Source organism: Bordetella tumbae (assembly GCF_965139195.1).
Taxonomy (GTDB): domain Bacteria; phylum Pseudomonadota; class Gammaproteobacteria; order Burkholderiales; family Burkholderiaceae_B; genus Bordetella_A; species Bordetella_A tumbae.
This window is the reverse complement of sequence record NZ_CBCSJH010000005.1, coordinates 95,437-122,081: the sequence shown is the minus strand read 5'-3', so window position 1 is coordinate 122,081 and position 26,645 is coordinate 95,437. Positions and strand designations below refer to the sequence as shown.

Here is a 26,645-nt window from a genome sequence, read left to right as displayed (position 1 = left end):
CTGAAATGAGATAAGTATGACTAAATTGCAGCCCCCGCCGTTAAGCTTATTAGATAAGTATCGCGGGGATGATTTCCAAGCGGTCTATACGGCCAATGTCACCGTTCAAGGGGGCGAAATAGAGCACGGTCGAGCGTCAGGCGTTGCTCGTTCCGATGACGGTGCTTTACAAGTCGAGTTGCGTCTGCCGACTGAACTGGATGGTCCTGGAGGCGGGACAAATCCGGAACAGCTATTCGCCGCTGGTTATGCGGCTTGTTTCCATGGCGTATTGAGTCTGCTGGCGATGAAAGCAGGCGTGATGTTGCGTGATGTGGAGGTTAAAGCATCAGTGAGTTTCGGCCGCGATCCGGTTGACGGCTTGCACGCGCTGACTGCGCACGTCCATGTTCATTTACCAGGTCTGGACAAGGCCGCAGCACAAGAACTGGTGAGAAATGCCGAGCGTTTATGCCCCTATGCCAAGATGGCACGGCAGGGCATTCATAGTGTCGTTACCGTAAACGACCCGCTTTAGCCTTTAAGCAGGAAATTGTCTACGCTCAGCAAATCCAGGGCGCGGATTTGGACGGTCATGTAATCAATGAAGACGCGTATCCGGCCAGGCAGGTGTTGCCGGCTCAGGTAGCAGAGGTAATGCCCCCGATCGTCTGGAGCGTATTGTGGCAAGCAGGGTACGAGCGCTCCCTTTTTCAGGTATTCGCTCACTTGGTAGCCCGCCATTTGAGCGATTCCCTGTCCTTCGAGGACGGCTTGCAGTATGAGATCGGCGTCGTTGAACGAAAGCATGGCTTGGGGCGTGAATTTGCGCGCCAAACCATTCACTTTGAATTCCCAGTCGTAGAGCCGGCCCGATGGTAGCCGGAAATTGATGCAACAATGTTGGGCAAGGTCGTCAATCTCCGTGGGCATCGAATGCGTTGCGATATAGCTGGGTGCGGCGCATAACAGCATCTGCATTGGGACGATCTGTTTGGCGATGACCTGACTGTCCTCCATGCGGCCATCACGGAACGAGACGTCAATCCGGCTTCCCGTGAAATCAGTCGGGCCATCATCGAGCAACAGCTCTACAGAAATGTCGGGATAGGCCGTGCGAAACCCTTTCAATAATGGCGCCACGACTTTCCGTCCAAAACCAGTGGTGGCGCTGACGCGCAGATGTCCTGCTGGAGGGCCTTCTCGCAATTCCCGCATGTCGTCCAAGGCCTGCACGATATGTTTGACCCCTGTATGGCAGTTTTCGTAAAACCGTTCGCCTTCGCGAGTGAGGGACGTACTGCGCGTGGTGCGCAGGAACAACCTGGTTCCCAGTTGATCTTCCAGCTTTTGTACGCTGCGGCTGACGGCGGAGCGGCCGATGCCGAGGCGGTCACCGGCTTTGGCAAAGTTGCCTTCCGATGCCACCGCGATAAAGGCGACGACGCCCGCGTAGCTGGTCGCGAAGCTGTAGGCCAGCGAGTCGGCACCGGTACCCGATGCAGCGATCGCAGAACTCTCGACGGATCTGGCCGATAGCCCGTCGTTAGGGGAGGCTGTGTTTTCCATATCCCTAAGACGTGCGGGCTATTGGATTTGTGACGTTACTTTTGAAAAAATTTTCAAAACGAGCATCATCCTCGGGTATACCCCGATATGGTGAGGTCGCTGAGCGCCACTCGGAGCGTGGCGTCTGAGGGGTTATTGCACAGGTATCAGTGCCGGCGCGCCTTGTGCCTTGATCAACACCACGACGAATTTGGCCGGCTTGGTCTTGCTGGCGTTGCGTCCGACAGTGTGCAGGTCATTGGGGCCTTCGTAATAAGTCTGGCCCGGGGTCAGGGTGACTTCCTTTTCGCCCTCCACTTGCATCACGATGCTGCCTTCCAGGACATAGACAAACGCGTGCGCGTCGTGACGGTGGATGGGGTCGGCAGCGCCGGGCGGGTAGTCGACCGTAATCATCAACGCCTCTTTACCCGGGAGGTCGGGCAAAGCCTTGGTCATCAACGGCGTAACGACGGGCTCGGGCACGCTGGCGCTATGGCCGCCGTGAGGCGGTGCGGCGACTGCGATAGTGGTGACCAGAGCGCTGGCGGCGCTTACGAGTATTCCGTGCTTGAGGATATTGCGCATGACCTGTCCTTGTGCTGGTTGAGAGAGCAGGTCCATCGTAGGGGCGCGAGCGTTACGCCGGTAGATGGGCGAAAGGGATCACGATGTTGCCCGGACGGCACCAATGTCCGGGCGCAGATCGCCATGGCGCTGCGGGTTAGTTTGGGGAATACGAGGCGGCGATGCGCGCGAGTTTGTCCGGATTGCGCTGGACGAGCACGCGGGTGATGCGTTGCCCATCGGTCTCATACGATTGCACGGATTCCAGCGCGCCCTGGATATAGCGCAGCAATGTCCATTGCCCGTTGACGAGTGTGACCTCGACCCGCAGCGTATCGCCATAGCGTCGCTGACCGGCATAAAACAGCTGGGCCAGGCGTTTGCCACCGACCAGGCTGGCAAAACTGGGCACTTTGCCGCCGCCGTCGCCTATCAGTTCCGCGTTGTCATTGAGCAGGGCATACAACCCATGGAAATCGCCTCGCTGCATGGCGTCGGCAAAACCTAACATCAGGCAATGATGCGTTTCGCGCGATACCTTATGGCGCGGGGGGGATTGTTGCAGTTGTTGTTTGGCTCGCCGAACCAATTGACGGCAAGTCGCCTCGGTCTTATCCAGAGTCCGGGCGATATCCTCGTAGTCAATGTCAAAGACCTCGCGCATCAGGAAAGCCGCGCGGGCTTCGGGGGACAAGCGTTCAAGCATGAACAGGAACGCAACCGAAACGTCGTCCGCGAACTCGTGGATTTCCTCCGGGGTGGATGGCGGCGCCATCAAGATCGGCTCCGGCAACCAGACGCCGGTATAGTTTTCTCTTTGGGCCTTGGCCGCGCGCAGGCTATCGATGGATAGCCGAGTGGTAACGGTGACCAGCCAGGCTTCGGGGTTGTCCAGTGTCGAATGATCGGCTTCGTGCCAGCGTAGCCAGGTGTCTTGGACGATGTCTTCTGCGTCGGCGACGCAGCCCAGCATGCGGTACGCGATCGCCTGCAAACGGGGGCGATGACGATTGAACAGACTGGTAGAGTCGGTCATGGGAATGGGGCCGCGGCCAGAGCTTAAGTGGACTGGAACGGCCGCTATTTTGCGGTTTCCCTACGGAAACGGCAAGTGTGTCCCCAATAACTCTCACGGAGCCATGGCTAGCCACATGACTCCGACTGCTCGCCCGGTTGTGTGCCCGTCGTCATGCGCTCAACGTACGCACGTTAATGCTCAAGAAACTCTTGCAGGCTTTCTACGCCGATTTGCGCTTTCCTGAGCGTTCTGGCCATCATGGCGCGGCGACAATAGCGATACAGGATGTAGAGCGCCAATGCGCTGCCAGCGATGAGCAGTGCGTGCCAGCCCAAATCGGACAGCATGGCAAAAATTTGCTCGATCTGGGACGCAAAAATTCCCCCGATGATCAGTCCGGCCGACGCCCACAGGGCGACACCCGCGCAATCGTGCCACAGGAAAGCTCGAAATCCGACCGCCATGGCTCCGCAGAGTGGCACAGAAACCAGCGATAGCCCCGGAACAAAGCGGGCAACGATGAGCAGTCGCACGCCCCACCTGCTGAAGAAGTTTTCAGTCCGGGCAATGCAGGTTTCCCGGGAAAGAGAAAGGCTGCACACGGTGTAAAGCGTTCGTTCACCGTAGCGTTTGCCTCCCTGAAACCAGATCAGATCGCCCAGTACGCCACCGGCGACGGCGGCAGCCAGGATGATGGCCAACTGGGGCAGCACTGCCGACGCGCTGGGTGTCGCGATCGCGCTGCTGGCGCCGATCGTGATCAGTGTCGGCATGACCGGTAAGGGTAAACCCAGGGATGCGCCCAGTACGTTGAGAAATACCACAAGTACGCCATAGTGGGCGATGAGTTCATGCGACACCATCATGCTCTCCTTTGACGCGAGTCGGGTTTTGAGACCAAATCGTATCGATGAGAGACGCAGGGCAGTAGCCCTGACTAGGGATGCGTCATGTTGCTCGGGCGGCAACAATCCGTATTGGCGATGATGGCCGGATAGCTATGATGTGCGTGGATCAGTTGGTCATCGGGCTTTTCGCAGCAATACCCATCCGCCGATTGTCAGCCCGATTCCAGAAATCAGCATGGGCAACCCGAAAATCAGTGACCAGAAGAAGAGCGCGACACGGCCGTCGTTGCCTCCCTCGCCCCTGAGTTCGCCGGTATCCATCATCAGCACGGCAGCGAGCAGACCGAGTAGTAGTGAGATGCCGAGAGGGATGCAGCCTCGGCCGAATAACTGATACAAGGTGGTGCTGCGCAAGAGGAACGCGGCGACGGCAATGGCGACCAATAACGCCAGGACCGAGGCCGCTATCAACACATGGTCAATGGCGTTGGGATCCGTCACGGCTCCGTTGGTGGTATCAGTGGCGGACCCAAATACGCTAAACAGAATCGGGTGGATGAAGCCGTAACTCGCGCGTCCGACAAACAGGCCAAACAATATGCTGGCAATCCATTTGAGTGGGGTAGGGATCATGCGGGTGCCTTTTCGGTAATTCAATTCTTGTATCACTGCATACCCTCTTCGCATTGGACGGCTTGAAGGTAAAGGTGTTCAATCTACCAGAGTCCAGCCGGGCGTACGCCCGGCTGGATCCGTCAACGAGATGAGAGACAACATGAGTCAGGCCCCTACCAAGCTGCGCGCCGCCCTGAACGGGATTTCCGGCATTCTGGTGACCCCTTTTGATGACGCCGACAAATTGGCGCCCGCCCGCCTAGCGCCTATTGTGGACCGTGCGATCAACGCCGGGGTGCATGTGTTGGTGGCCAACGGAAACACCAGCGAGTTTTACGGGCTGACGACCAACGAAGCCGAACAAATGGTACATGCCGCCGCCGAGCATGTGGCGGGACGCGCACCGTTGCTGGCTGGGGTGGGGCGCAGCTTGCATGATGCGATTGCCTTGGCGCGGGCCTCTCGCGCGGCCGGAGCTAGTGCATTGATGGTGCATCAGCCGCCAGACCCTTTTGTGGCGCCGCGCGGTGTAGTGCAGTATGTCACGCGTATTGCCGAGGCGGGCGATGGCCTGCCTCTGGTGCTGTACCTGCGTGATGACGGGATTGGCCTGGATACGGTCGAGGCGCTGTGTGCGATCCCTGGCGTAGTGGGCGTGAAATGGGCTTCGCCCACGCCGTTGCGCTTGGCGGAAATCATCGAACGTACGCGTGAGCGTGATATCGCGTGGGTGGGTGGCTTGGCCGAGCATTGGGCACCGCCGTTTTACGCAGTAGGCTCGCGTGGTTTTACCTCGGGTCTCATCAATGTCCTGCCCGAGCGCTCGGTCGCGATTCATGCCGCTCTCGAGGCGGGTGATTATCCGCGTGCCATGGAGCTGATTCGCAGCATGGCCGAATTCGAGGCCTTGCGCGCGATGGAACGCAACGGTACTAACGTGACCGTGGTCAAGCGTGCATTGCAGTTGATGGGTAACGACTGCGGCGCCGTACGCGCGCCGGGCGCCTGGCCCCTTTCCACGGAAGCTGACGACACGTTGCGCCGCCTGCTCGGCCAGTGGGGCTTGATCTGACTTTCTTGTCTTTGGTGTTCACGCCGGCCTGAGATCCTGCAGGCCGGACGTGATGGTACGCCTGTCTTTTGATACGGCGTGGCGTGCTGCTGCGCGTCGCTGCCGTGCGCCCAAAATCCAATCATAGGAGTAGGAGACTTCATGTCTGTTTTATCGCATACCTCCCGGGTAGTGCGCCTGGCGGCGGCTTTCGTTGCTGCCGCGTTCGGCGCCAACGTTGTTCCCGCTGTTGCGGCTGATTATTCCAGTCAACCTCTCACGATCATCGTGCCTTATGCGCCTGGCGGCTCGTCGGACGCGATTGCTCGCCATTTATCGCAGCCGCTGAGCGAAGCGTTGGGCACCACGGTGATCGTGGACAATAAGGCCGGTGGGAACGGCGCTATCGGCGCTACGCAGCTGGCGCGTGCCAAGCCCGATGGGCATACGATTCTGATCGGGGCATTGGGCGTATTGGCCATCAATGAGGGCTTGTATCCGAAACTGAGCTATTTGCCGCGCAAAGATTTCGATATGCTCACCATCGCGGTACGTACCCCGAACGCTTTTGCGGTGACACCGTCGTCTTCTGTTCAGACCTTGCCCGAATTGATCGAGCATCTCAAGGCGGAAAAGGGCAATGTGCCGGTTGCAACGTCAGGCTCTGGTTCCAGCGAACATCTGACTTTGGCGCTTTTCTTGCAGAATAGCGGTACGCAGGCCATTCATGTGCCCTACAAGGGCGGCGGACCCGCGATTACCGATACGATGGCGGGCCATGCGGAAGTCCTGGTATCGAATCTGGGTGCGGTAGCGCCGCACATCCAAGCCAATCGTTTGCGTTTGATCACGGTGACAGGAGCGGAACGATCCGCATTGTTCCCGGATGTGCCGGTACCGGGTGAAGCGGGCGTGCCGGGGATGGATGTGTATTCCTGGCAAGGTATTGCCGCACCCAAGGGCTTGGCGCCCGAGGTCAAGGAGAAACTGGTGGCTGCCTTGCATAAGGTGCTGACATCGGCGGAGTTTCGCCAGAAGATGTCGGGTTTAGGCTTTGACGTGGTGGCCGATGGTCCTGATAGTGCGACGCAGTTTCAGATAGCGGAAGCCGAGCGTTGGAAAAAAGTGATCCGTGACGGCAACATCACTGTTGATTGATTCGGTAGTTCAGTTGAGCGGGCCCTGCTCGATGAGCAGGGCCCGCATGCGTTCCATCGCCGGGTTGGCGATGGCTCCGCCGCGCCGCCAGACGAGATGCATCTCGGCACGAATGTGGTCCGGCAGATCGATGTCGCGCACGGTCATGTTGTCCAGACGCATGAGCGCCGTGGACGCGGGGACGAGCGCCAAGCCTATCCCTGCGTTGACCAGTGCGATCATGGAGTGGGTGTGCCGCACATGCTGCATGAAACGCGGCGCGACGCCAGTTTCGTGAAATAGCGCCTGCAGCATTTCATGAAAATAGCGGCCATCTCCTGGCTGGTACATGATGAACGGCTCACCGTGCAGATCATCCAGCTGCAGACCGCGTCGACGGCGAGTCAGTGGATGAGCGCGAGGCAGCACCAATGACATGGGTTCGCGCACGACACAGGTCATTTCCAGGCCCTGCAAATCGGCCGGCAGGCGGATAAGCCCCAAGTCGATGCGTTCCGTGCGCAAAGCCTCCAACTGATCATCGGATACCATTTCGCGCAGTTCGAGATCAATGTTTGGTAATTGCTGCTGCGCGGCCGCCACCACGCGTGGCAGCAGGTCATAGTTCGCACCAGCCGAATAACCCAGCACAACCCGCCCAGCCTCGCCTTGCAGTGCATACCGGGCCTTGCTGGTTGCTGTGACGCAGCGCTGCAGAATATCGCGCGCCTCGGGTAAAAACGCCCGCCCGGCCGCGGTCAGGCGCACGCTGCGCCGCGTGCGTTCGAGCAACGCGGTGCCTAGTTCGTGCTCCAGCTGGCGGATTTGCCGGCTGAGCGGAGGTTGCGTCATGTTCAGGCGTTCGGCCGCTCGGCCGAAATGCAATTCGGTGGCGACTTCGACAAAGCAACGCAGTTGGCTGAGCTGGAACATGGCATAGGCGAAGCAAAAGCGTTATCTTAGCTAACTTTGACGAATCGCCTCGCCTGTCAGCCGCCGCAAGTTCCGATAGGCTTCCGGTAGCCATCAGCCTCTGTTTCCCTCTATGCCGCAATCTGTTCATCATTCGCCGTCCGCCGCGCCAGATCGCGTCCTTTTCCACAATACCAGCGACACGGTCCCTGTACTGCGGTTACGTGGGTTGCATAACTCACGGCTGGCGCCGGTCACGCTTGATATCCCTGCCGGGGAGTGTGTCGCCATCGTCGGCCCTTCCGGCTCTGGCAAATCGTTGCTGCTGCGCCAAATCGCCGACCTGGACCCAGGGCAGGGGTCTGCCGAACTCGATGGCCGCGATCGCATGCAGATGAGAGGTTATGAGTGGCGGCGTCAGGTGGTGTATTGCCAGGCCGAGGCGGGTTGGTGGGATGATGCCGTCACAGCGCATTTTGCGGATCTGGACGCCGCACGGGTCATCGCGCAGCGATTGGGCTTGCCTGCTGCCAAGCTCGATGCGCAGGTGCTGGAATTGTCGACGGGCGAGCGGCAACGGTTGGGGTTGGTACGGGCTCTGTTATTGAAGCCACGCGTGTTGTTGCTGGATGAGCCCACGGCAGCCCTGGATGAGCAGGCGACCGCGTTGGTTGAGCAAGAGTGGCAACGCGGTATGCAGCAGGGTTCGAGTATTGTGCTGGTGACGCATAACCAGGAACAGGCCCATCGTATGGGGCATCGGGGGTTCCGCATGGAAGCAGGCAGGCTGGAGGCTCTATGGACGTGATTCCTTTGCACGCATCGGACTTGATAATCGCGTCCTGTCTGGTCGTCTTGTGCGCGGGCGTATCGTTCGTACTACGACTGAATTTGCAGCGGCAGATTCTCTGGGCGGCGATTCGTACCGTATTGCAGTTGCTGCTGGTGGGGCATTTGTTGCGTGTAGTCTTCACGCATGCCAATCCCTGGCTGACGCTATTGATTATTGCCGTGATGATGGCCCTGGCGATCCGTGAGGTAGCGGCGCGTCCCAAGGCTCGTTTGATACAGCATGGCAACCTCGTCATCAGCGCCGTCGCGGTAACCGCAGCGACGTTGATCTGCGTGTTTTTCATCACGAATACGGCGGTGCAGCCGACGCCGTGGTATGACCCGCGTTATGTGGTGGCGCTGGTGGGGATTGTGCTGGGCAGTGCGTTGAACGCGGCCAGCCTGGCGCTGGATGCCGTCTTGTCCGGCGTGAGACGGGAGCGCTTGGCGATCGAGGCCCGACTGTCGTTGGGGGCGACGGTGCGCCAGGCATTTTCCACCTTGCTGCGCGAGTCCGTACGCCGCGGCATCGTGCCCAGCATCAACCAGATGGCCGCCGCGGGGATTATCACGCTGCCCGGCATCATGACCGGCCAGATCCTGGCGGGCATGGATCCGACGGACGCGGCCAAATACCAGATTTTGTTGATGTTTCTCCTTTGCGGCGCAAGCAGCATGGCCGCCATGGGGGCGGCCTATGGAGCAGTGCATCGGTTGACGGACGAACGCGGGCGCTTGCGTCTGGACCGGTTTCGAGAAGAGAGCTGACCCGGCGTTTAGGTATTTGTTATCAACCTCGCGTCATAATGCGCGCATCCATTGTGCAGGCGCCGTTCTCTGTGAAATCCGAGGGCGTGCCAATTTTGCGTCCCTATCATGCAAATTGAGAATGTCGATGTGGAGCCCAGGCCGAGCGCATGGAGCTTGTTCCTGATCTTTTCCCGTATCGGACTGTCGAGTTTTGGCGGCGGGTTGAGTGGTTGGTTTTACCGCGAGTTCGTCCAGGACCGGAAATGGATGAGCGAAGAGGATTTCCTCAACGGTCTGGCGTTGTCTCAGGCGCTGCCGGGCGTCAATGTCAAGAATATGGCGATCTGGATCGGCTACCGGCTGGCCGGCGCGCGGGGGGCAGTCGCGGGGTTTATGGGGATTATTGTTCCTCCGGCGATCTTCATCATCCTGCTGGCGACGGTGTTTGCCGCGCTGACTGAGTACTCTATTACCAACATTGCCTTGGCGGGCGCTGCGGCCGCCGCGATTGGCTTGTCCGCAAGTATGGCGATCACGACAGCGATCCGGGTGCCGAGGCGAGTGTTGCCTTGGATTTTCGTGGTGACCACATTTGTCGCAGTGGGCGTACTGCAATGGCCGCTGCTGTGGGTGGTGCTGGGCGAAGGTGTCCTGAGTGTCGGTATCGAATATGTCCGCCTGCTGAAAAAGGAGGCCTGATATGGGCAATATCCTGTGGACACTCTGGGGAGTCTTCGCGCCGCTTTCGCTGGTGACGATTGGAGGCGGACAGGCGACTGTAGCCGAGATTCATCGGCAAGTGGTGGATGTACAGCAGTGGATGACGGCGCAGGAGTTTTTGAATACCTTTGCGATCGCACGGCTCGCGCCTGGGCCAGGATCGTTGCTGGTGACCTTGATCGGTTGGGACGTTGGTGGTCTTTGGGGCGCGGTAGTCGCTACCATCGCGATTTTCGGGCCCACGGCGTTTCTGATTTATGCCGTGGCGTATGTCTGGCGGCGCCACCAGGGCGCGCGCTGGCAGTTGGCGCTGGAGGCGGGGCTGCGGCCCATCGCGGCCGGAATGATTTTGGCGGCAGTGTATGTGCTGTTCATGTCGCTGGAAGGCGGATGGTGGGCACGTGCAATTGCCGTGATTGCGACAGTGTTGATGATGCGAACACGATTGAATCCGCTGTTATTGATCGCCTGCGGCGCTGGCGTGTTGAGCGTGGTGCATGTTGCCGGATGGGTATAGGTGTAGAAAGCAGGGCGGCGTGAGGCGACTAGCGCCCATGTTACTGGCGGCTAGTCGAACTTCGCATCATTCACGGTCGGCTGTGCCAACGCTCAAGCCGCCTGGCTCAGGCGACGGCCGACCACAGCGCGGTGCTCGGGCCGATGTAACCCAAGGTGATCGCGCAGGGTGTGTCCTTGATATTCCGTGCGCACCAGTCCCCGGCGGCGTAGTTCTGGCAAGGCGAGATCAATAAAGTCGTTCAGTCCGCCGGGCAACCATGGAGACATGATATTGAAACCGTCGGCGCCTTCTTCTTCGAACCATTGCTGTAATTGGTCGGCCACGCTTTGCGGAGTTCCGACAATCTGCTGGTGTCCGCGTGCGCCGGCAATGCGTAGATAAAGGTCGCGGATGCTGAGGTTTTCCCGGCGAGCGAGATCGATCAGTAACTGCTGGCGGCTTTTCCCGCCATTGGTTTCAGGCAGATCTGGCAAAGGGCCATCCACCGGATAGGCAGATAGATCGAAACCGCCGATCATATTCGAGAGCAGTTGCACACCTACGATGGGATGGATCAGGTCTTGCAGCCGGGCGAATTTTTCCTCGGCCTCGGCTTGTGTGCGGCCTATGACCGGGAAAATGCCCGGCATGATCTTGATCTGATCGGGGTCGCGGCCGTAGTCGCTTGCGCGTTGCTTGATGTCGCGATAGAACGACTGGGCCTCGTCGAAGGTCTGGTGCGCGACGAAGATCACCTCTGCGGTGCGAGCGGCCAGATCCCGGCCGGCAGGCGAGGCGCCTGCTTGCACGACGACGGGGCGGCCTTGCGGAGAGCGTGCCACGTTCAGCGGGCCGCGCACACGAAAGTGTTCGCCGCGGTGATTCAAAGGGTGCAGCTTCTCCGGCTCGAAATAGACGCCGCTTTCCGTGTCACGCACAAAGGCATCGTCTTCCCAACTGTCCCACAGGCCGAGTACGACATCGTGGAACTCGGCTGCGCGGGCATAGCGCTGGGCATGATCGACGTGAGCGTCGAGGTTGAAGTTCTGCGCTTCGCCTTCACCGCTGGAGGTGACGAGGTTCCAGCCTGATCGGCCGCCACTGATCTGATCCAGCGATGCAAATTTGCGTGCGACATGATAGGGCTCGTTATACGTCGTCGAGACGGTCGCGATCAGGCCGATATGTTCAGTCACGGCGGCCAGCGCCGATAGCAGCGTCAGTGGTTCGAAATGATCGCTGCGCGCGGTACGCGACAATGAGTCGATGTTGCGATTGCGTACGCCAACGGAATCTGCAAGGAACACCGCATCGAATTTCGCGGCCTCGGCACGGCGCGCGAGCTCGACGTAATGTTTGAAATTGACGCCCGCATCTGCTTGGGCATCCGGGTGGCGCCAGGCGGCGATATGGTGCCCGGTCTGCATGAGAAATGCGCCGAGCTTGATTTGCCGGGGAGAGGTGGTCACGGTCGTGGCTCCGTATGGGTGTATGTCGTGGGACTAAGGAGAGATCACCAAGCCATTTGCAGTGAGGCTAAAGAGGGAATGGGGCGCAAGTAGAGATCAGTCTGTTCAGCGGGGACGCTGTCGGCCTCTGCCGGCGCGCCGTCGGGGGCGAGAAAATCCGAAAGAACGTCATCGCGGATGCGGATGAATCGAGGATCACTGCGGTTGCGCGGATGGGCAAGCGGCACGGGAACGATGCGGTGGATGCGGCCCGGATGAGGTTGCATGATCACGACGCGATCGCCCAGAAAGACGGCTTCTTCGACATCGTGGGTGACGAGGATCATCGTGATGCGTTCTTTTTCCCAGATGCGTTGCAGCTCGGTTTGCAGACGCGCGCGTGTCAAGGCATCGAGCGCACCAAACGGCTCGTCCAGCAGCAGCACGCGCGGCCGATTGACGAGCCCGCGCGCAATGGCGACGCGTTGCGCCATGCCTCCCGAGATCTGGTGAGGATAGGATTGCTCGAAACCTTCCAGGCCCACCAGCGCGACGTGCTCGGCCACCAGATCGCGTTTCTGTGCCGCGGTATGTGGGGAATTACGCAGCCCCACGGCGATGTTCTGTTCGACGGTGAGCCAGGGAAAGAGGCGATGATCCTGAAAGACGATGCCGCGTTCGCGTCCGGTGCCTTGCACGGGTGTGCCGCCTAGCGTGATGTGGCCATCGTAGTGATCTTCCAGCCCGAGTATCAGGCGCAGGAGCGTGGATTTTCCGCAGCCGCTGGCGCCGACGACGGCGACGAATTCTCCTGAGCGGACGTTCAGGTCAATCCCATGCAGGACTTGCAGTACGCCGCCCGCGGCTTGTGCGCTGGCGTAGCGTTTTCCTACTCCATGCAGGTCCAGATCGAGTTCCAACGTTGCAGATTCGGTCATATACGTTCCTGTGGTTATTGCGCGGCACCGCGCAGGTGCGCGAGACGGCGCTCGACGTGGCGGGCCAGGGCGTTCATCAGCCAACCGACCAAGCCCACGACGAACATGCCGAAGATCACCAGATCCATCTGGAAATGCTCGCTGCCTTCGATCAGCAGGTTGCCGATGCCGACACCCGCGACCAGCAGATATTCCGCGCCGATGGTGGCTAACCACGAATAGATCAAGGCGAGATAAACACCGGTGAAGATCGCGGGTGTGGCGGCAGGCAGTACGACGTGAAAGAACGTTTGTACGGGTGTATAGCGATAGACTTTGGCGACTTCGAGCAAGGGTTTTGGCGTGCTGCGGATGCCGTCGCAAGTGTTCACGACGACCGGCACCAACGCCGCCAATGAGAGAAAGACGACTTTGGCGGTGTCACCCAATCCGAACCACACCGAGATCAAGGGGATCCAGGCAAAGAGCGATATCTGCTTAAAGGTATTGAAGCTCGGCCCAACTAATCTATTGAACCAACGAGAGACGCCAAGCAGTGCGCCGAGCAGCAGGCCCGCCGATGTGCCGATGACAAAGCCCGTGAGTTCTCGTGTCAGGCTGGCGCCGAGTGCACGCCAGAGCTTGCCTGTGGTGATCTGGTCAGCGGCCGTGGCCAGGACTTTTCCTGGAGACACAAGCAGGGCCGAGTTGACGAGATCGGCGCGGGACAACGCCCACCACAGCAAGATGGCAGCGACTGGCAATACCAGGCCTCGCCAGCGACGCGTATCGCCATTGTCGTCAAGCGGAACAGGAGTGGCGCCGTTGGTGTTTGTCGCAGCGTTGCTCATGGCGCTTCTCCTTGGGTGCCCAGCCGCGACGCGGCGCGGGCGCCGATGAAACGCGCTTCTGACCAGTCGAGCAGACGATCAATGAGGTAGCCAATGGCACCTACCACAATGACTGCGGCCATGACGAGGTCCAGCTGGAACAGCTGGCGGCCATAGACGATGAGATAGCCCAGGCCTTCACTGGAGGCGACCAGTTCGACGACGACCAACGACAGCCAGGCCTTGGTGAAACCGAGCCGCAGACCGGTGAAGATGGTGGGAGTGGCCAGCGGCAGGACGACCTCCAGCACCTCCTGCCGCCGTGTGTAGCGGTATACATGGGCGACCTCGCGCAGTGCGGGACTGGCAAGCCGGAATCCCTGCAAGGTATTGAGCGTGACGGGGACCAATGCCGCCTTGGCAATGAGGATGTATTTCAGCGGTTCACCGATGCCGACCAGCAATAGCACAAACGGCAGCCAGGCCAGCACTGGAATTTGCACCAGCGCATTGAATGTCGGTAGCAGATAGGCTTGCAGCGGACGCCACAGGCCCATGGCCGTTCCCAGTGTCAACCCAAGCAGGCTGCCGACGGCAAAGCCAACCAAGACACGCAGCAGGCTCGCCTTCACGTTCAGCCACAAGTCTCCGCTGGTGGTCAGATCGCTGAGGGTTTCCCACACATACGAAGGGGGAGGCAGGACTTGGGGCGAGATCCAGCCTTGCTCTGCACCCAAGTGCCATAGGGCATAGAGAGACAGTGGTAATAACCACGGGGCAATAAACCAGATCGCCGCACGTGTATTCCAGGCAGGCGCGTGCGCTGACGCGAGATGGCGTCTGGGCAAGGTCAGGATGCTCATGGCACGTCTCCTAGCGAGCGCTGACCTGATTCGGTGCGGCCGTCGCTATGGTTTTGCCGCTGGCATCGGAGTACGCCCAGTATTGGTCCAGGCCCTTGTTCTTGAGGGCCTGTTCCAGATAACGGGTGTCGAACCAGTCATCGACCGAGACCTCCCGGCGGATCAGCTTCAGCTTGAGTGCATCGGCGGCAACCGCCTTGTAACGCGCGATGATGAAGTCATCGACGATGGGCGAATTGCGAGAGGCCAGGCTTTGCTGGTCGAACTCGGCGGCCCAGGATGTATAGGGCACACCGCTTTTCTCCCAAATTTTGAAAAGCGCGTCGCGATTTTTTTCGTCCGATGCCCAATGAGCGGCGTCGACGAAGACATCGACAACTTTCTGTACCTGCGCGGGGTTGTCGGTTGCGAAGTCCTCGCGTACGAGTAACGAGGCTTGGCGTGTATAGGCTGGGTCTTGCCCGCGTGTGGAGTAGATGATTTTCGCCAGGCCCTGGTCGCGAATCTTGAACCACTCGTAACCGCCAAAGGCGGCATCAACGCCATTGGATACCAAGGCGGCCTGAGCACTGCCGGAATCAAGATTGACGCCCTTGAGATCGCGCTCGGTCAGGCCATGCGCGGCAAGCACGTTGTTGGCGACCAGATGCCCATTGGTGCCGCGAAAGATCGAGACGCGCTCGCCTTTCAGGTCTTCGATGCTATCCAGTTTGGAGTTTGGCGGCACGACGACATAGAGATTATTGCGTGCGCCTGAGACCAATAGGATTTTGGTCTTCAGTCCATTGGCACGGCCGACTGTGGAAGGCAGGTCGCCTTGATAGGCAAAGTCGATTTGCTTGTTCGAGAGTGCTTCGTTGACGGCGGGGCCGGCGCCTTTGAAGAACAACCATTCGACTTTGACGCCGTCGGCCTGGAATGCCTTTTCCAATGCTTGGTTGGCACGGACAACACCACCGGGCGAGCCGCCCCAGGTGATGGGATCGCCGCCGCCGGCGGTCGCGACGCCGATGCGGATAACGTCGGCGGCATGTGCGCTGGCGGCAGCGCTGGTCAGCGTCAGCGCCAGCGCTGCGCGCGCTACCAGGGTGGACAGAAAATTCATCAGATACTCCAGAAATCCCCGGTGGTCACACCGGGGAGAATAGACATGACATCAAGCCGCGCGGGCTTGCGAGGTCGAGGTCAGTTTGCGGTCGACTTCAGTCCCGGCAAAGAATGCCGGGTTGGCTTCGGTATAGAACCGGTAGGGATTGCCGAAAACGAAGGCTTTGAAATTGGCTTCGCTCAAGACACCTTGTTCGACCAGATCCCAGCTTTCTGCCAAGGGCTCGGTCAGGTCCGGAACATCCCAATGCCCCACGTCGGAGGACCAGATCGCATTGATCTTGGCGCCAAGCGGATGAACTTTTTCGTTGAAGGCGGAGGCCACCGTACGATCGTCTGCTTCTGAGCCGAAGTAGAAACTGTTGACCCAGCGATCGCGTATGTCTTCGATTTTCTCTATGCCTGCCAATGCGAAGTCATCGAGTTCGTCGGGCTGGGGCTCACGGCTATGGGGCAGGGCCGAAATGCCCAGGCTGTCACGCAATAGCTGCGACGGATCGATGTCCCGGCCGCGGATGAAGTCTGCGCCGTAGCGTTCGAACAAGTCTTTCAGCAGGTCGAGATCAGCATTAGCGGGGTTGTAGTTCTGAACCTCGTGCCGATTACGTTTTTCCCACCGGTCGACCAGGTGCGTGTAGACATGTGATCCCCAATCTGCGCCACCCTCCAGCAGCGCGACGCGCAAGCCTGGAAAACGTCGCGTCACGCCGCCGAAGAACAGGGCCTTTGCAAATGCCTGAGAGCCATCGGCAAAATGGCCGATGTGATTGAACATGTAGTTGCTGATCGAATGCCGTCCCGTCCAGCCCTGACTGCCATAGTGTGTCGTGACCGGGACGCCGAGCTCGACGACCTTGGCCCAGAACGGATCGTAGTCGTACTCGCTGTCGATGCCGTAGAAATCAATATAGTGGGCATGCTTGGCAATATCGGGAAACTGCTCGGCGGGGTATTTTTCGGCAATTGCCTTGATCGGACGTCGCACGCCACCGGCGATGTTGATGACCTTGAGTCCCAATGTCTTGACGGCGAACTCCAGTTCTTCAATGCCTTCTTGGGGGGTATTGAGCGGGATTCCGGCTACAGGGGTCAGCCGATCACTGTATTTGCGGTATTGATCGGCATGGAAGTGATTGATGGCACGATGCAGTGCCTGGCGAGTGTCATCGCGGGCCGCCAGCGGGGCCAGCACGTCGTTGGGGAACAACACGGAGTAGTCGGCACCCTGTTCCGCGAGACGTTCGTAGAGTAATTCCGGCAGCGTGTATGTGGCGAGGTCCAGTGTGTTGCGCGTGACGCGTGCCCACCATGGTGAGCGCAACGTGCGGTGGTATTGACGTTCCTCCGCGGTCTGGGCATACCAGTCGCGCCCATTGCTTTTGGTGGCAAAGCGCGACCCCAATGCACGCCGCAACGAGTCGACGAGTTTGGCGCCGCCGTAGTGTTGAACATAGTCTTCGAGAATCGGCGCATAGTCGTTGACATGCACATCGGTGTCTATCACCGGGTAATCCAGCGTGGCTTTGACGGCTGCCGAGCGGGACGCGTGAATACGGTTCAAGCGATCATTCATGGGGCATCTCCGAAACGAGGTGAACGCAGCTAATGCGGACACGTCTGGCCCTTGTGCCGGAGACAAAGGCGTCGACGCATGCGCGATGCATAGCTCAAAACTCTACGGGCAGGCGTCGGGATGCCAAACGAAGATTTCGTTCTAATCTACTGCTTATGAGCAAATGCCGTGCGAAGGGGATACGGCCAGAGTAGAAAACCTGCGAAGGCTGAACGATTGCGCAGGCTAAGGACGGCGTGTCGGAAGATAAGCGCCTGAATGATGCAATTGGCCTTCGGCGTGCTCGATGGCTTTGATCGCGCCTTTGCCTTTCTTGGCGAGCAGTTGTTCGAGCAGGGCTTCGGTCAAAGCGGTAGCCGCGGTTGTGGACGGAAAAAACGATGGACTGTCCGTAGAGAACACAAGCGTGCAATCCGCATCCAGCGCGATAGGAGAGACCTTGCTGTCGGTCAGCGCCACGATCTTGCAACCTGCTGCACGAGCGGTGCGCGCAATTTGGCTGATTTCTTGTGAATACGGGGCGAAGCTGATCAGGACCATGGCATCGTTGGCGGTAAGCAAACGGAGTTCTAGTTCAAGCGTGCCGGCGTCGCTGCGGATGAGAAATGTGCTGCCGCGAAACAGTCGATAGACATAGTGAAAGCCGAATGCGATGGGATAGCTCGCACGAAAACCTGCGATATACACGTTTGTGGCGCGAGTCAGCAGCTCGGTGGCAACGGGCAGGGTCTCTGTGTTCTGGGCGCTGGTGCGCTCGAGATTTCGGAATTGTGTTGCCAGTATCTCGGCCTGCAGCCGCGCTGCTTTGCCAGTGCCGATGATTTTGCGGGCGCGCTGGGCATAAGGCTGAGAGCTGCTGTGAAAGGCGTCGACAAAAACCTCGCGCAGGTCTTGCCAGCCCGAATAGCCCAGATGCTGAGCCAGCCGCACGAGCGTAGCAGGCTGCACCCGGGCATCAGCAGCGATCTTGCGCATTGACAAGACAGGGACGTTGGTCGGCTGATTGAGCAGATAACGTGCCGCATTTTGAAATTGCGGAGTGAGCGCGGAGAACACCTGCCGCAAATGATCAATCAGTTGATCCAGCGATTCGGGTGGGGATGGGCTGTCGGAGCGCATAGATGGGATGCCGTTGGGGTGAAACGATTGTTGCATAAATGCCGCACCGTTGCATCCAGGCATGTGTGATCTGACCGCGATACGCTGGGCTGGTAAAGATGATGATTCATTTGTTCCTTGTATCTGGGTTTATGAAACAAGTGTTGCTTTGAGGAAAAAGAATTCATATACTGGCTGAAGGATGCTGTCCCGGCCCATCGCGCGTAGCAATAAATATCATCCGCTACCGCTTTCATACAAAGAGATCCGACCATGACGCACGTTTTCCATCGTCAGCCCAAGCAGAAACTCCCTGTCGCTGTTGCCGGAAAAGGGATAGAACTGTTCGATCAGGACGGCAAAAGCTATATCGACGCATCGGGTGGAGCGGCGGTGTCTTGCCTCGGACATGGCCACCCTGTTGTGATCGATGCGATCAAGCAGCAGGTGGAGTCGCTGGCCTACGCGCATACGTCGTTCTTTACGACCGAGGTGGCGGAGACGCTGGCCGACAGATTAGCCCAATCGGCGCCGGGGGATTTGAATCATGTGTACTTTGTCTCGGGAGGCTCGGAGGCGGTCGAGGCAGCCCTGAAGCTCGCGCGGCAATACTTTGTGGAAATTGGCCAGCCATCGCGCCGTCATTTCATTGCGCGGCGTCAGAGCTATCACGGCAATACGCTGGGGGCGTTGGCGATTGGCGGTAATGCCTGGCGGCGCGAGCCGTTTTTGCCATTGCTGGTGCCGGCGCATCATGTGTCGCCTTGCTATCCCTACCGCGAACGCCGGGAGGGTGAAAGCGACGTGCAATACGCGCAGCGGCTGGCCGATGAGCTGGAGGCCAAGATCCTGGAGCTGGGGTCGGATACGGTGGCGGCCTTTGTGGCTGAGACAGTGGTGGGGGCTACCGCGGGTGCGTTGGCGCCGGTAGGGGACTATCTCAAACGTATTCGGGCGGTGTGCGATAAATACGGCGTATTGCTGATCCTGGATGAAGTGATGTCCGGGATGGGGCGTACGGGATATCTGTTTGCCTGCGAAGAAGATGGTGTCGTGCCGGATCTGATCACCATTGCCAAGGGGCTGGGCGCCGGGTATCAGCCAATTGGCGCGACCTTATGTACTGACCGTATTTATGATGCCATTGTGGGCGGCAGCGGTTTCTTTCAGCATGGACACACCTATATCGGTCACGCGACGGCATGTGCCGCATCGCTGGCAGTGCAGCGTGTGATTCAAGAAGACAATCTCCTGGCCAACGTCCTGGCTCGAGGCGAACAATTGCGTGCCGGGCTCAAGGCCACGCTGGCAGATCATCCGAATGTCGGAGACGTGCGGGGGCGGGGTTTGTTTGTGGGCGTCGAGTTTGTGGCTGACCGCAATAGCAAAGAGACGCTGGACCCTGCTCAAAAGACCCATGCCAGACTCAAGGCGACGGCCAAGCAGAATGGCCTGCTGGTGTATCCCATGGGCGGGACGGTGGATGGGGTTCGAGGTGACCATGCACTGTTGGCGCCGCCGTTTATCTGCACGCCGGCAGATATCGACAGGATCATTGACCGGTTTGCGCAGTCAGTGCGCGAAGTCTTGCCAGTGACGTGACACCTGGGCTGCGTATGGCGAGTGAGCTCGCGGATGCATTGAGAGGGTGCATCCGCAGGCGGCGTTGGAGGGATGCAGGCCAGGCTTTCGGGCGGTCGAGTATGCTGTCGCCATGATGAGAAATTTTCGATCTGCCGGTGTGTTTGTGCTGCTGATGGCAGCGACGCTGCCGGTCATGGCCCAAGAGCAAGAATTCGACCGCTATGGTCACGCGTTGATCCAGGACGAGCACGGCTGGGTCTATGTCGATCGGGATCAGCGTCCCGTGTTGCGGCCGTTTATCTTTGATAACGGCCCGGACTACTACGAAGAAGGGCTGGCCCGTTTTGTCGAGAACGGCAAAATGGGTTTTCATAACCGTGCTTTGCACGTGGTAGTTCCCGCGGTATACGACTTTGCCTTTCCATTTGAAAATGGAACGGCCCAGGCAGGGACCAACTGCACTTTTCAGCGCGAGGCTGAGCACTCGAGCGTATCTTGCCAGCAATGGAAAACAGTTCGCAATCCGATGCGCGGCGCGGGCGCCAGATAGCGGGCTCAACGTCCGTGCAGCCCTTGGCACGCGTGGGCGCGATGGACGCACAGCGCCGGATTGCTGCGTTGCACGAATCCTTGATTTGATAGCCAACCCGAGTACACTCGGCAGACATCTCTCGTAGTGCGTGTCTTTGCCGAACAAGGAGCTCGTATGGCTAGTCTGACGATCAATGGCAAATCCCAAGAGGTAGACGTTCCCGATGATATGCCGTTGCTATGGGTGATACGTGACCGGCTGGGAATGACCGGCACGAAATTTGGGTGTGGCATGGCCATGTGCGGCGCCTGTACGGTGCATCTGGACGGTCAACCGATACGCTCCTGTATCACGCCGGTCGCCGCTGCGGCCGGCAAGCCGATCACGACCATCGAGGCAATAGGCGATGACGCCGTCGGCAAAGCTGTCAAAGAAGCCTGGGTAGAGATCGGCGTGCCCCAATGCGGATACTGTCAGTCGGGCCAGATCATGTCGGCGACCGCGCTGATCAAAGGCAACCCGAAACCTACCGATGAGGACATCGACGCGGCCATGAGCGGCAATATCTGCCGCTGCGGCACCTATCCGCGCATCCGGGCTGCGATCAAGGAAGTGGCCATCAAACAGGTCGCCAGCACAGGAGCCGCGAAATGAACCATTTTGCTCATTTGATGACGCAGCCGTCCGGAGCGATGGCTGATATGGCTCGTGCGGATCAACTGGCCTCGCCGGGCCGGCGCGATTGGATGAAAGCGGCAGGCGCGTTGACCGGTCTGGTGCTGATGGTGGGCGCGGGCGGCATGGTGCGTGCTGCAGAGGCCGCTAAAGAAGAAAAGAAGTACGGCGCCGACGGCATGCCACATGGTACGGTGGACGATCCTCTGGTGTTCGTATCGATCGGCAAGGATGGCATTGTCACGATCATCGCGCATCGCGCCGAGATGGGTACGGGGGTACGGACGGGTTTGCCGATGGTGGTGGCCGACGAGCTTGAGGCCGACTGGAGCAAAGTCCGTGTGATCCAGGCGCCAGGCGATGAGCCGCGCTATGGCAATCAGGACACGGATGGTTCGCGCAGTACGCGGCATTTCTTTCAGCCCATGCGGCGTGTCGGTGCGTCAGCGCGAGCGATGTTGGAAATCGCGGCAGCCAAGCAATGGAATGTGCCTGTGACCGAGGTCGTGGCGCGCAATCACGAAGTCCTGCACGAAGCCTCCGGACGCAAGCTCGGTTATGGAGAGCTCGCCGAGGCAGCCGCTGCGCTGCCGGTACCGGCCACCGACGCATTGCGGTTGAAAAAGCCAGAGCAGTTCCGCTATATCGGCAAGCAAAGCACGCGCAGCGTCGATATTCAGGACGTGGTGTCCGGCACGACGCATTTTGGTATCGATACCCGCCTGGATGGCATGCTGTATGCCGCGGTCGCGCGGCCGGCGGTACTGGGCGGCAAGGTCAAGAGCTATAAGGCCGATGCCGCCTTGAAAGTGCCGGGGGTGCTCAAGGTCGTGGAGATTCCTGCGGGTCCGATGCCGCCGGTGTTTGCCGCGTTGGGTGGCGTGGCGGTTGTTGCGGCCGATACGTGGGCGGCGATGAAAGGGCGTAATGCCCTGGAAATCGAGTGGGATGATGGCCCTAACGCGAGCTACGATTCAGAGGCGTTTCGCAAGACCCTGAGCGAGGGGGCGAATAAACCGGCCCCGGCGGTGCGCAATGATGGCGATGCGATGAAAGCCCTGGAGGGCGCAGCACAACGCATTCAAGCGGAATATTACCTGCCTCATTTGGCGCATGCGACCATGGAGCCTCCTGCGGCGACGGCGCGTGTGGCCGATGGCAAGTGCGAGGTCTGGGCCTGTGTGCAGTCGCCATACGGCACGCGCGAGAACGTGGCCAAGCAGCTGGGGTTGGATATCTCGGCCGTCACGGTTCATCAAACACTGTTGGGCGGCGGTTTTGGCCGCAAGTCCAAGTCGGATTACGCCGTCGAAGCGGCGTTGTTATCGCGTGCCATGGACGGCAAACCGGTCAAAGTCACCTGGTCGCGCGAGGATGACATCACCAATGATTATTTCCATACCGTATCGGTCGAACGCCTGGAGGCTGGGGTCGATGCCAACGGCAAGGCCGTCGCATGGCTGCATCGCACTGCCGCGCCGACCATAGGTTCGACCTTTGTCGCGAATGCGCAGGGCCAGCAGCCTTTCGAGCTGGGTATGTCGGCCGTGAATATTCCGTTTGCCATCCCGAATTTTCGGGTCGAGTCGGTGCCGGTGCCTGCCCATACGCGGATAGGCTGGTTCCGCTCCGTGTCGAATATTCCGCATGTTTTTGCGGTGCAGAGTTTCGTTGCGGAGATGGCGCATGCGCTCAAACGCGATCCGAAGGATTACTTGTTAGAGCTCATCGGGCCTGCGCGCAAGATCTCTCCGCCAGATATGTCCGACAGCTGGAATTATGGCGAATCGCCCATGATTTATCCACTGGACACAGGCCGTATGCGGCATGTGGTCGAGGTGGCTGCCAAAGCCGCGGGCTGGGGGCGCGAGCTGCCAGCCGGTCGAGGGCTGGGCTTGGCGGTGTCGTATAGCTTTGTGACCTACGTGGCCACGGTGGTAGAGGTCGAGGTCGGCAAGGACGGCAGTCTCATCGTGCATCAAGTGGACGTAGCCGTCGATTGTGGCCCGCAAGTCCATCCCGACCGGGTGCGTGCCCAGGTCGAAGGCGCATGCATCATGGGGCAAAGCCTGGCTACACGCAGTGAGATTTCGTTCGCCAAGGGCCGCACCAACCAGACGAACTTTCACCAATATGAGGTCACGCGCATGTCGGAGGCGCCGCGGGTGATCAAGGTGCATCTTGTTGAGCACGGCTTTGATGTGCCGTTGGGTGGCGTAGGCGAGCCCGCGGTGCCGCCATTTGCGCCAGCCTTGTGTAATGCGATTTTTGCCGCGACAGGCAAGCGTATTCGCAATTTGCCGATACGGGATCAGCTCAAGGCATGACGGGACAGATGCTTCGGNCCGGGCGATGTGCCCGGGCCGAAGTTCGTGTCACGATGGCTATCAGTTGACGTTAATGCCCTCGGCTTTCAGGATGGGTGTCCATTTGTTGATTTCGGATTGCACCCATTTTTTGAGGGACTCGGGCGTCTGACGGTCTTCCGAGACGATTTCCGCTCCCAGATCGGCCATCCTTGCGGTGAACTCAGGCGACTTGAGTGCGGCCTTGAGCGCTTTATTAAAGATGGCGATGTCTGCGGCAGGCGTGCCTTTCGGCGCGTAGATGCCGTGCCACACCTTCACCTCAAAGTCCTTGAGCCCTTGTTCGTTCAGGGTGGGAGCATCTGGCAGTTTAGAGATGCGGTTCAGTGTGGTGACGCCATAGAACTTCACATTGCCTGCCTGGATGTGAGGGATGGTCTGCGTGGTCTGGTCGCACAGCACGTCGACTTGTCCGCCCAGCAGGGCCGACATGGCGGGGCCGGTGCCTTGGTACGGAATGGTAGTGAATTTCACGTCCAGCGCTTGTTGCAGCAGTGAGCCGCACAGTTGCGAGACTGCACCCGGGCCGGCATTCGCCAGGTTGATTTTGTCGGCGTTGGCTTTGGCATAGGTAATGAATTCGGCCATGTTGCTGGCCGGGAAATCCTTGCGGGCCAACAAGGTCATGGGCACATCGATGACTTCGCCGACGTACTCGAAACTCGTCAGCGGATCGTATTTCAACGCGGGATAGAGCGCTGTGGCGGTGGCCATGCCATTGTGGTGGATGAAATACGTATAGCCGTCAGGCGCAGCGTTGGCGACATAGTTGGCTGCCACGGTGCCGCCCGCGCCAGTGCGGTTTTCTACGACGATGGGTTGCTTGAGTATTTTGCCGAGTTCAGCGCCGAGCGAACGGGCGACGACGTCAGTGGGCCCGCCTGCAGCAAAGGGAACGACCAGCGTGATGGGGCGGGAGGGATAGTCTGCGGCCTGTACGCTCGATGCGATGGAAAAGGACAAGGCGAGCGCCGACAAAGCAATATTTATAGGGCGATGGAAAAGCATACTGTCTCCTGTTAGGGGGCTTATGTTTTCCGAACCGCTCCAGTTCAGCAATTTGATTTTTTGGAAGCAGGGGTTTGGAGTGAGGAAAGCGGGGTAAACCCTGTTGTTGCGTCGCCGCAAAAATAAGCAAAGCTATGGCCTTAATTAGAGCCATAAAAATATTGCGGCCCTTGGGACTCTATTAAAAGAAAGAATTAAAAATAAGTGTCACAAATAAGGCTGACTCGGCACTGCAAAAACACGGTGATTTGCGGTGATGGGGGCTGTTGTGACGTGGCAGTATTGTTTCAATATATTGAAATTAGCAGTGTGGAATTTGTTCGAAGATTTTCTTATTTGTTAATGAATCGTAAGAAAAAACAGTAGCTGTTAGGTGTCATTGGGATGCGCACAGGCTATGCCTAGAATTCCGACTTCTGCGGGAGATAAGCGAAGATGGCCTATTTTAGGCTCAGGGTAATCCCGGATATGAACGATAGTTATGGAATTTGCCGATATTCTGACCGCTCTGGACCCACGTCTGCCTTGCGGCGAAGACTTGGAATACGACGCCGAGTTTCTGCAATTGCAGCAAGCTGCGGTCGAGCGTAGCGAGCAGCAATTCGGGTCGACGATCATTCCGGCCCAGCCGCCTGACTGGCGCGAAGTCGAAAGGCTGGCGCGCGGGTTATTGGACCGGACGCGCGACGTGCGCATCATGGGCTATTTGACGCAGGCCTGGACAGAGGCTCGTGGTCTGCCGGGTTATGCCGATGGCCTGACATTGGTGGCGGACACATTGGAGCGTTATTGGGACGCGGTGCATCCTCGTCTGGATAGTGTGGACGATAACGATCCGATGCCGCGCATCAATGCGTTGGTATCGCTGGGGGATCATGCCGGCGGNGNGCGGAGCGCGCGTTCCAGCCGATTGGTTAATGGCGTGCACGGGCAATTGTCGTTGCGCGATGCCGAATCCTTGCTGGACGGCAGCCGTTCGGATCCGGATTTTTATCCGGGCGGCCGCACACGCCTGATCGAGCATTTGCGTCAAGCATGGCTGCAGCAAGATGAAGATTTGATTGCCTTGTCGGCTGCCGTACAGGCGTTGCGCCGCATCCAGAATCAAGTCGCGGACAAGCTTGGGCAAGAATGGGTGCCGGATTACGCGGGCATCCTGCGGACGCTGGATGTGGTGATGCAGGTGCTGGGTGATAACGCCCCCATGACCAGTGCGGACACGTTAACTGGGGACGCAAGTGCTACGGCACAGCGTGAGGTTGCCGTAAAGGCCGCTGCAGAGCCCGCCTCATCGCATGCCGCGCCAGCGCCCGTGATGCGTTGGCAAGACGCACAGATTCAATCACGCGAAGAAGCTGCGGCGATGTTGGCCAAGGTCTGCGCGTATTTTGAAGTGCATGAGCCCAGTCATCCGGCACCGTATTTGATCCGGCGGGCGCAGCAGTTGATTTCCATGAGTTTTCACGACATTGTTAAAAATCTGGCGCCGCAAGGTCTCGAGCAGTTCGAGGCCTGGTTACCCAGGGACGCCAATGGCGGACCTGGCAACTGAGGTGACGTAATGCAGGCACACATATAGCTGGACAGGAGAGCACACATGGTAACGACACTAAAAGGCAGCGGGCAGAAGTTCATCGCACGTAACCGAGCCCCGCGCGTGCAGATCGAATATGACGTGGAAATCTATGGTGCAGAGCGCAAGATTCAACTGCCTTTTGTGATGGGCGTGTTGGCAGATCTGGCCGGTAAGTCTGTGGAGCCTCAACCTGATGTGGCCGAACGCAAGTTTCTGGATATCGACATCGATAACTTCGATGAGCGCATGAAATCCATTCAACCGCGCGCGGCTTTCCAGGTGCCCAATACGTTGACCGGCGACGGCAATCTGAACGTGGATATCACGTTCGAGAGCATTGACGATTTTTCGCCTGCTACGGTGGCGCGCAAGGTGGGCGCATTGAACGAGCTGCTGGAGGCTCGTACGCAGTTGGCGAACCTGTTGACCTACATGGATGGGAAAACAGGTGCCGAGGAATTGATCGGCAAGGTATTGAAAAACCCCGCTCTGATGAATGCGTTGGCTGCCGCACCGAATCCGGATGCGCCGACGACGGACGCCAATACGTCCGAATCTGATCCGGCCGCGAAATAAACGATAACGGAGATCGC

The 26,645-nt window shown here is 59.0% G+C and carries 27 protein-coding genes and 1 pseudogene; 14 read left to right on the top strand and 14 right to left on the bottom strand.

Annotated elements, in window-relative coordinates:
• The first annotated feature begins 16 nt into the window (after positions 1-16).
• Positions 17-517 (top strand): Ohr family peroxiredoxin, encoded by a 501-nt coding sequence (locus ACNA0J_RS08545; RefSeq protein WP_415818409.1) that lies wholly within the window; start codon positions 17-19, stop codon positions 515-517.
• Here ACNA0J_RS08545 and ACNA0J_RS08540 read toward each other — a convergent pair.
• The 5 genes from ACNA0J_RS08540 to ACNA0J_RS08520 form a co-directional block, all read right to left on the bottom strand.
• The gene (locus tag ACNA0J_RS08540) at positions 514-1,548 is read right to left on the bottom strand and encodes a LysR family transcriptional regulator (RefSeq protein WP_415818407.1); all 1,035 of its coding nucleotides are present in this window, start codon (positions 1,546-1,548) and stop codon (positions 514-516) included. The genes ACNA0J_RS08545 and ACNA0J_RS08540 overlap by 4 nt on opposite strands.
• Positions 1,549-1,680: 132 nt before the next feature.
• Positions 1,681-2,115 (bottom strand): cupin domain-containing protein, encoded by a 435-nt coding sequence (locus tag ACNA0J_RS08535; protein WP_415818405.1) that lies wholly within the window; start codon positions 2,113-2,115, stop codon positions 1,681-1,683.
• Between the two features lie 136 nt (positions 2,116-2,251).
• Entirely contained in the window at positions 2,252-3,130 is an 879-nt protein-coding gene (locus tag ACNA0J_RS08530) for an RNA polymerase sigma-70 factor (RefSeq protein WP_415818403.1), read from the bottom strand.
• 173 nt (positions 3,131-3,303) lie between these two features.
• Positions 3,304-3,978: a DedA family protein gene (locus tag ACNA0J_RS08525; protein WP_415818401.1), complete on the bottom strand. Its 675-nt coding sequence runs from the start codon at positions 3,976-3,978 to the stop codon at positions 3,304-3,306.
• A 156-nt stretch (positions 3,979-4,134) separates the two neighbouring features.
• On the bottom strand, positions 4,135-4,593 hold the full coding sequence (locus ACNA0J_RS08520; RefSeq protein WP_415818399.1) for a hypothetical protein: 459 nt from the start codon (positions 4,591-4,593) through the stop codon (positions 4,135-4,137).
• A 142-nt stretch (positions 4,594-4,735) separates the two neighbouring features.
• On the opposite strand from ACNA0J_RS08520, the gene ACNA0J_RS08515 reads away from it, so the two are divergent.
• On the top strand, positions 4,736-5,647 hold the full coding sequence (locus ACNA0J_RS08515; RefSeq protein WP_415818397.1) for a dihydrodipicolinate synthase family protein: 912 nt from the start codon (positions 4,736-4,738) through the stop codon (positions 5,645-5,647).
• Positions 5,648-5,788: 141 nt separating this feature from the next.
• Positions 5,789-6,784, top strand: a complete 996-nt coding sequence (locus ACNA0J_RS08510) for a Bug family tripartite tricarboxylate transporter substrate binding protein (protein ID WP_415818395.1) — start codon at positions 5,789-5,791, stop codon at positions 6,782-6,784.
• Between the two features lie 9 nt (positions 6,785-6,793).
• Here ACNA0J_RS08510 and ACNA0J_RS08505 read toward each other — a convergent pair whose 3' ends face one another.
• Positions 6,794-7,696 (bottom strand): LysR family transcriptional regulator, encoded by a 903-nt coding sequence (locus ACNA0J_RS08505; RefSeq protein ID WP_415818393.1) that lies wholly within the window; start codon positions 7,694-7,696, stop codon positions 6,794-6,796.
• Positions 7,697-7,808: 112 nt separating this feature from the next.
• Between ACNA0J_RS08505 and ACNA0J_RS08500 the strand changes: the two genes are divergently transcribed.
• The 4 genes from ACNA0J_RS08500 to ACNA0J_RS08485 all read left to right on the top strand — a co-directional run bounded on the left by ACNA0J_RS08500 (position 7,809) and on the right by ACNA0J_RS08485 (position 10,493).
• On the top strand, positions 7,809-8,483 hold the full coding sequence (locus ACNA0J_RS08500; RefSeq protein ID WP_415818391.1) for an ABC transporter ATP-binding protein: 675 nt from the start codon (positions 7,809-7,811) through the stop codon (positions 8,481-8,483).
• Complete coding sequence (locus ACNA0J_RS08495; protein WP_415818389.1) at positions 8,474-9,274, top strand: ABC transporter permease; 801 nt, start codon at positions 8,474-8,476, stop codon at positions 9,272-9,274. The genes ACNA0J_RS08500 and ACNA0J_RS08495 overlap by 10 nt, the downstream gene beginning before the upstream one ends.
• 108 nt (positions 9,275-9,382) lie before the next feature.
• Positions 9,383-9,955: a chromate transporter gene (locus ACNA0J_RS08490; RefSeq protein ID WP_415818387.1), complete on the top strand. Its 573-nt coding sequence runs from the start codon at positions 9,383-9,385 to the stop codon at positions 9,953-9,955.
• A gap of 1 nt (position 9,956) precedes the next feature.
• Positions 9,957-10,493, top strand: coding sequence for a chromate transporter (locus ACNA0J_RS08485; RefSeq protein ID WP_415818385.1), 537 nt, complete (start codon positions 9,957-9,959; stop codon positions 10,491-10,493).
• A gap of 92 nt (positions 10,494-10,585) precedes the next feature.
• Here the strand turns inward: ACNA0J_RS08485 and ACNA0J_RS08480 are convergent, their stop codons facing one another.
• The 7 genes from ACNA0J_RS08480 to ACNA0J_RS08450 form a co-directional block, all read right to left on the bottom strand.
• Positions 10,586-11,944 (bottom strand): LLM class flavin-dependent oxidoreductase, encoded by a 1,359-nt coding sequence (locus tag ACNA0J_RS08480; RefSeq protein ID WP_415818383.1) that lies wholly within the window; start codon positions 11,942-11,944, stop codon positions 10,586-10,588.
• A gap of 44 nt (positions 11,945-11,988) precedes the next feature.
• Positions 11,989-12,861, bottom strand: a complete 873-nt coding sequence (locus ACNA0J_RS08475) for an ABC transporter ATP-binding protein (protein WP_415818381.1) — start codon at positions 12,859-12,861, stop codon at positions 11,989-11,991.
• Positions 12,862-12,875: 14 nt separating this feature from the next.
• Positions 12,876-13,691 carry an ABC transporter permease gene (locus tag ACNA0J_RS08470; protein ID WP_415818379.1) on the bottom strand — a complete coding sequence of 272 codons (816 nt, stop codon included), beginning with the start codon at positions 13,689-13,691 and terminating at the stop codon, positions 12,876-12,878.
• On the bottom strand, positions 13,688-14,533 hold the full coding sequence (locus ACNA0J_RS08465; protein WP_415818377.1) for an ABC transporter permease: 846 nt from the start codon (positions 14,531-14,533) through the stop codon (positions 13,688-13,690). The genes ACNA0J_RS08470 and ACNA0J_RS08465 overlap by 4 nt, the downstream gene beginning before the upstream one ends.
• Positions 14,534-14,543: 10 nt before the next feature.
• Positions 14,544-15,638, bottom strand: coding sequence for an ABC transporter substrate-binding protein (locus ACNA0J_RS08460; RefSeq protein ID WP_415818375.1), 1,095 nt, complete (start codon positions 15,636-15,638; stop codon positions 14,544-14,546).
• A gap of 51 nt (positions 15,639-15,689) precedes the next feature.
• Positions 15,690-17,213, bottom strand: coding sequence for an amidohydrolase family protein (locus ACNA0J_RS08455; RefSeq protein ID WP_415818373.1), 1,524 nt, complete (start codon positions 17,211-17,213; stop codon positions 15,690-15,692).
• A 225-nt stretch (positions 17,214-17,438) separates the two neighbouring features.
• Positions 17,439-18,332 (bottom strand): MurR/RpiR family transcriptional regulator, encoded by an 894-nt coding sequence (locus tag ACNA0J_RS08450; protein WP_415818596.1) that lies wholly within the window; start codon positions 18,330-18,332, stop codon positions 17,439-17,441.
• A gap of 252 nt (positions 18,333-18,584) precedes the next feature.
• Here ACNA0J_RS08450 and ACNA0J_RS08445 point away from each other — a divergent pair, with 252 nt between their 5' ends.
• The 4 genes from ACNA0J_RS08445 to ACNA0J_RS08430 all read left to right on the top strand — a co-directional run bounded on the left by ACNA0J_RS08445 (position 18,585) and on the right by ACNA0J_RS08430 (position 23,429).
• A complete protein-coding gene (locus ACNA0J_RS08445; protein ID WP_415818371.1) occupies positions 18,585-19,913 on the top strand; it encodes an aspartate aminotransferase family protein in 1,329 nt (442 codons plus the stop codon).
• Between the two features lie 112 nt (positions 19,914-20,025).
• A complete protein-coding gene (locus ACNA0J_RS08440; RefSeq protein WP_415818369.1) occupies positions 20,026-20,445 on the top strand; it encodes a WG repeat-containing protein in 420 nt (139 codons plus the stop codon).
• A 156-nt stretch (positions 20,446-20,601) separates the two neighbouring features.
• The gene (locus tag ACNA0J_RS08435; protein WP_094823318.1) at positions 20,602-21,081 is read left to right on the top strand and encodes a (2Fe-2S)-binding protein; all 480 of its coding nucleotides are present in this window, start codon (positions 20,602-20,604) and stop codon (positions 21,079-21,081) included.
• A 17-nt stretch (positions 21,082-21,098) separates the two neighbouring features.
• Positions 21,099-23,429, top strand: a complete 2,331-nt coding sequence (locus ACNA0J_RS08430) for a xanthine dehydrogenase family protein molybdopterin-binding subunit (protein WP_415818594.1) — start codon at positions 21,099-21,101, stop codon at positions 23,427-23,429.
• A gap of 60 nt (positions 23,430-23,489) precedes the next feature.
• On the opposite strand, the gene ACNA0J_RS08425 is transcribed toward ACNA0J_RS08430, so the two are convergent.
• Positions 23,490-24,476, bottom strand: coding sequence for a tripartite tricarboxylate transporter substrate-binding protein (locus tag ACNA0J_RS08425; RefSeq protein WP_415818367.1), 987 nt, complete (start codon positions 24,474-24,476; stop codon positions 23,490-23,492).
• Positions 24,477-24,957: 481 nt separating this feature from the next.
• Between ACNA0J_RS08425 and tssA the strand changes: the two are divergent.
• From tssA to tssB, 3 genes and pseudogenes are all read left to right on the top strand, one after another.
• A pseudogene (gene tssA / locus ACNA0J_RS08420) lies at positions 24,958-25,361 on the top strand (type VI secretion system protein TssA); the annotation flags it as partial.
• Between the two features lies 1 nt (position 25,362).
• A partial coding sequence (locus ACNA0J_RS08415; protein WP_415818365.1) for a type VI secretion system protein TssA occupies positions 25,363-26,028 on the top strand: 666 nt, incomplete at its 5' end.
• Positions 26,029-26,073: 45 nt separating this feature from the next.
• Positions 26,074-26,628 (top strand): type VI secretion system contractile sheath small subunit, encoded by a 555-nt coding sequence (gene tssB, locus ACNA0J_RS08410; protein WP_415818363.1) that lies wholly within the window; start codon positions 26,074-26,076, stop codon positions 26,626-26,628.
• Positions 26,629-26,645: the final 17 nt, after the last annotated feature.